Origin of the sequence: Fastidiosibacter lacustris (genome assembly GCF_003428155.1) — a bacterium.
In the GTDB taxonomy this organism is placed as follows: Bacteria; Pseudomonadota; Gammaproteobacteria; order Francisellales; family Francisellaceae; genus Caedibacter; species Caedibacter lacustris.
Genome location: NZ_QLIR01000035.1, coordinates 1 through 5,295 on the forward strand (window position 1 = coordinate 1; position 5,295 = coordinate 5,295).

5 protein-coding genes and 1 pseudogene are annotated in these 5,295 nt (G+C 39.1%); all 6 read left to right on the forward strand.

The window, feature by feature from the left end; translation table 11 throughout:
- Window positions 1–150: 150 nt before the first annotated feature.
- Window positions 151–453 (forward strand): annotated as a pseudogene (locus DNJ77_RS10275) (MFS transporter); the annotation flags it as partial.
- 16 nt (window positions 454–469) lie between these two features.
- Window positions 470–1,318, forward strand: a complete 849-nt coding sequence (locus DNJ77_RS09650) for an MFS transporter (RefSeq protein WP_116964858.1) — start codon at window positions 470–472, stop codon at window positions 1,316–1,318.
- Window positions 1,319–1,329: 11 nt separating this feature from the next.
- Window positions 1,330–2,271 carry an alpha/beta hydrolase gene (locus DNJ77_RS09655; RefSeq protein ID WP_116964859.1) on the forward strand — a complete coding sequence of 314 codons (942 nt, stop codon included), beginning with the start codon at window positions 1,330–1,332 and terminating at the stop codon, window positions 2,269–2,271.
- On the forward strand, window positions 2,264–3,499 hold the full coding sequence (locus DNJ77_RS09660) for an ATP-grasp domain-containing protein (RefSeq protein WP_116964860.1): 1,236 nt from the start codon (window positions 2,264–2,266) through the stop codon (window positions 3,497–3,499). Before DNJ77_RS09655 ends, DNJ77_RS09660 begins: the two co-directional genes overlap by 8 nt.
- 33 nt (window positions 3,500–3,532) lie before the next feature.
- Window positions 3,533–4,246, forward strand: coding sequence for a 2OG-Fe(II) oxygenase (locus DNJ77_RS09665; RefSeq protein ID WP_116964861.1), 714 nt, complete (start codon window positions 3,533–3,535; stop codon window positions 4,244–4,246).
- A partial coding sequence (locus DNJ77_RS09670; RefSeq protein ID WP_192877959.1) for a DNA-3-methyladenine glycosylase family protein occupies window positions 4,239–5,295 on the forward strand: 1,057 nt, incomplete at its 3' end. The genes DNJ77_RS09665 and DNJ77_RS09670, both read left to right, overlap by 8 nt.

Consider the following 5,295-nt stretch of genomic DNA (forward strand, 5'->3'; position numbering starts at 1 on the left):
GATGAATTTATTATTAGTATCCAACATGAGGTTGCTCCTGTTTTTGATTTATTTTGTTTCACGTTTATCAAAACAGGCAACCTCATCTAAGTCAAGATGAATGTCAGATTATATCTAGACTAATACATATTAGGGGATCAGATTTTAATAGTGGCTTTGCCGCTATTTGCATTATCTATCCCAGGCGTATTGGAGTCTGAGGCAGTACTGCTGCGGTTTGCTTTTTTTCTGCCATTTTTGCTTTTCAGTCTTTTTGCAGGAGCCATAATCGATCGCCTACCGTTAAAACGAGTTATGTTGGTATGCGATAGTATTCAGGCATCAATATTCTTGCTAATCGTTGTTTTGGCATGGTTTAAAATGCTTAGCTTAATACTGTTGTTAGGTTTAGTTTTTATTAGTGGCTGTGTTCTTGTATTCTTTCAAATTGCGTACTCATCCTATCTTCCTGAATTATTTAGCAGTCATAATGACATTCAAAATGGCAATGCTAAGCTATTTTTTTTCGGAATCAAGCGCGCGAGCATTAGGTCCGTTATTGGCAGGTCCATTAATTGCTTTTTTGGGTATTATGCTGACGATTTTTATGAATTGTTTAACCTTCGTGATTTCCGTACTAACGCTTTTTGCAATTAGGCAAAAATCTGAAGCGCCTAAACGACTGAATCAATCAGAGCAACGCCTCATCAGCGATATTAAAGAGGGGATTTTGTTTATTTTACGTCATAACAAACTTGAACCCGTGATTACTTGTGGCGGTCTGTATGTGTTGTTCCTTAGCATGGTCACAAGTTGTCTTGTTATTTACTGCGATAGAGTATTAAATTTAAGTCCTGTGATGATTGGTGTTGTAGTGGGTTCTGTCGCAATAGGCTTGCCGATTGGAAATCTATTAGCGCCAAAGATGGCTAAAAAGTATGGGAGTTCACAAACGCTTGTGCTTGGTGCTTTTATTTCTGTTTCGGGTATTTTTGGCATTCCTCTGTCAGGTGCCTTTCATTCCCCTATATTTTTGATCATTACAGGGATAGTGCACGGCATAGGTGAAGGTCTTTTTGGTCCAACATCCCTAACTTTAAGGCAGTTGGAAACACCTAAACAGCTCTTGGGGCGTATTAATTCAGTACAAAGATGCTTGCTATGGGGAATGATTGCAGTTGGTAGCTTATTGAGTTCTTTAGTTATTTATCTATGGGATATATCATCTGCGCTATGGCTTGGTGGAGTTGGCTCAATATTGTGTCTTATCCCACTATTAAGGCGCGGAATTTTACAGGACATTCTCAAACAGGAAAAAGCTAAATTTAGTGAAAATTAAGAGGTAGAAACATGAGTTTATCATATGCTGAAGGAATTCAAGAATTTGTTGATCGCTGTAATGCGGCGATGCCAGCTGATTTTTACAAACTTCCTTTACCGGAACAGCGTCAGTTGTATTTAAATTTAACTAAAGTATTTCCCTATACGGTAAAATCTGGCATTAAAACGCAAGATATCTGTTTTTCTTCAGAAATACCTCCATTTAGAGTTTACACGCCAAACCATTGTCTTCATCGGGGGCTTATTATCTATATTCGAGGAGGTGGTTTTGTTGTCGGATCACTGGAAACTCATCATACGCTAGTTGCTGAACTTGCGCACAAAACAGCTACTCAAGCCATCGCATTAAATTTTAGGATGGCACCTGAGTATAAATTTCCATTAGGGCTTAACGATTGCTATGATGCTCTATGTGATATAGTAAAAAATGCCCACGCTTATGGCGTAAATGCCGACAATATTGTCCTATGTGGAGACAGCTCTGGTGCCAATATGGCCGTCAGTCTTTCGATGATGTGCAGAGATAGAAATGGTCCCAGAATTTCCGCTCAGGTCTTGATCAGTCCCGTACTCGACTTTAGCAGATGGATGAAAGATGGTAAAGATTCACCGCTTTTGACAGCAGGAGAAATGGAGTACTACGTAGATTGCTATTTAAAAAATAGAGAAGATGTATATCACCCTTATGTATCACAACTTCTAAGTGCGAACTTTAATAGCCTACCACCCGCTTACATCATGGGGGCTGAAATGGATCCATTGGTGATCGATGCAGAAAAATATGCCAAGCTGTTAAGTGAGCAAGGTATCAAAGTAGAGCTGAATATAGAAAAAGGCTTGGTACATTCTGCAATGCGAGCCCGTGGATTAAGTCAAAGTGTATCTAAAGCATGGGATAGATTTTGCAATAAATGTGTTGAGTTCTTAGACGAAGGTAGCTGTGATGCCTAAAAGACCTATAGCTATAATTATCGATCCCTACTCATCTGGAGCTTATTACGCGCATGCCTTTGATAAGGCGAACGTTGATGTGGTGGCAGTACAAACGGCAAGGCAACCACCCGAGGTATATGCTGCTTCGTATAAACCAGAAGAATATAAACAAATATTTGTTTATGAGAACAACCTTGAAGATCTTATTTCTCAATTAAAGTTACTTGATCCACTTTGTGTTGTGGCAGGATGTGAGTCTGGTGTAGAGTTGGCTGAACAAGTGTGCTCTTTAATTCTACCTCATCTGAGCAATGATCCCAATAGGCATAAGGGTAGAATGATGGACGCTGTCACCAATGCTGGTATAGCCACAGCAAGGCAATTATGCACCAATGATCAGCAAGCAGTAGCAAACTGGTTGCTTGAAGAAGGATTGAACTCCTCAAGTTTTGTCATAAAGCCCCCTAAAAGCGCTAGCACTGACAGTGTTTATAAAGTGAATGCAGCAGATAATGACTGGCAAGTCATTTTTAACTCATTGCTCAACACGCATAATCGTTTAGGAATTTTAAATGATCAACTGATTGTTCAAGAATTTATGCAGGGGGTTGAATATGTTGTTGACACAATGAGTTATGTAGGAAAACATACAATATCGAATATCTGTAGATATCAGAAAATTAGAAATGATAAACATATTGCCATGTATGACTATATGGAGTGGCTTCCTTCTGATATTGAGCTATATCAAGAACTACAACAATATGCGTATTCTGTTCTAGACGCCTTAGGGATAAAATTTGGTCCTGCTCATATTGAGATCATGCATACTGATAATGGGTTACGCTTGATTGAAGTTGGAGCGAGGGCTCATGGGGGAGGGCATCCACGCTATAATATGGTTGCTACGGGAGATAGCCAAATTGATCGTACGGTTAGATATTTTTCAAGGCAGCAACCTGTTTCTGAAACATATGATTTGCTAATCAATATGATGGTTGTATTTTTTGTCTGTATGAGGGAAGGTGTAATAAGCAATGTTGAGCATACGGTGGAAAAAATAAAAAGTCTCCCAAGTCATCATCATGTCTCTATTCATGTAAAAGACGGTGATCATGTGGCTGAAACAAAAGACTTATTTGCGACCTTAGACTTGGGTTTTGTTGTTCTTGCACATCGACAAAAAGAACAACTTTTACAAGATTACAAAGCAATTCGACAAATAGAGCGGGAACTGATTGCATGAACACAATAAATGCGATAAGGGGGATAGATTATCATGGAACTATGCGCAAATAACGAAGAGGTGATCAATAAGCAAAGTCTCCAATCAGAAGGTTTTTGTGTAGTTAAAAATGTTCTAAAACCAGAAACCTGTCTCTTGTTAAGAGAGTTATACGCCAAGGATCAGCACTATCGATCCACCATAGATATGCAAAGGTATAATTTCGCGAGGGGGCAGTATCGCTACTTTAATTACCCTTTTCCTGAGATCATCAGTCGTTTAAGGCGATACTTTTACGAAAATCTGGTCGACTGTGCCAACGAATGGAGTCAAAGACTGTTACATGAAATGAAGTTTCCTGCGGATTTTTACGCATTTGAACAATCACAATATGAAGCCAATCAGGCTAAACCAACCCCATTAGTTTTAAAGTATCAAGAGGGGGACTATAACTGCTTGCACCAAGACGTCACTTCGGAAAAATATTTCCCCTATCAGATGGTGTTCTTATTAAGCAAGAAGGATATTGATTTCGCGGGTGGTGAGATTATTCTGGCACAACAGCGTCCTAGAATGCAAACCATTGCACATGTTATCAATATTGATCAGGGAGACGCCTTAATCCTATCTTCAAAATATCACCCAACACTAGGTGTGAAAGGTTATTACAAGTCAAACTTTAAGCATGGAGTTGCCAAAATATTACGGGGTGAGCGCTATAGTTTAGGCATTATTTTTCATAACTATGTCGGAGGAGATGGTGACTAAAATATACCTGAGCTATTATACCCCATTTGATTGGCATGCCCTTCTAGCTTATTACGCAAAGCACAGGATGGGGGAGCTGGAGCATTTTGAACAAGCGTGTTATCGGCGTTTGTTTGTTGATCAAAAAGGAATGCTTAGCCAGGTGATTGTAGCTAATGAGCCAAACCATAACAGATTGGTCGCTGAAATCAGCACACAATGCCCCGCTTCAATTGAGGAAGTACGATGGCGTTTAATGAATATGTTTGACCTCACACACGATCCTGAGCATTTGCAAAAGACATTAGGAAGTACGGACGTCTGTCATAGTTGGCAGTATTTTTATGGGGTGAGAAAAGTAGGGGCTTGGGATCCATTTGAACTTGCCATAACGACAATTTTAGGTCAGCTGATCTCTATCAAACAGGCAACAAACTTAACCAAAGCACTTATGGATCATTATGGTGAAAAAGTTATTGATCCACACAGTCAAATAGAAGTTTCTCTTTTTCCTAAACTATCCATACTGGTTGAGAACTCGCTAGATTATTTGAAGATTCCGGCTATGAAGAAGATGGCTATTGCGGCACTATCCCAAGCCATTTGGCAAAATAAAATTAACTTTTCAGTTAAGCAAGACTTGATAAGTTTCCGTAAACAATTGATGATGATCAAAGGCATTGGACGTTGGAGCACGGAATATATTGCGCTTAGGGCTCTAGGTGATCAAAATGCGTTTCCTGAAAATGATGTTTTTTTGCAAAAAATGTTGACTAATGAACATATTGATTGTAGTAAACCCTTTCGCGCTTATATTGCGAGCTATTGCTATATCTATGCGGAAACTATGAAAAATCAGAACTTGGTGAAGATGCCTACGGTACAACCATTAAAAGTGAATAAGAAAATAAACTTGCACAAGGAGGCTTTTATGCAAATTAACGGTTTTGATGAGGCGATTTACCGCTCCCCGTTTGGATTAGTGAAATTGCAAGCCAATGATCAATATCTTTTGTTTTGTGAGTGGCTGAACGAATTAACAGAGGAAGTTAAGTCCAATAACAAAGTGT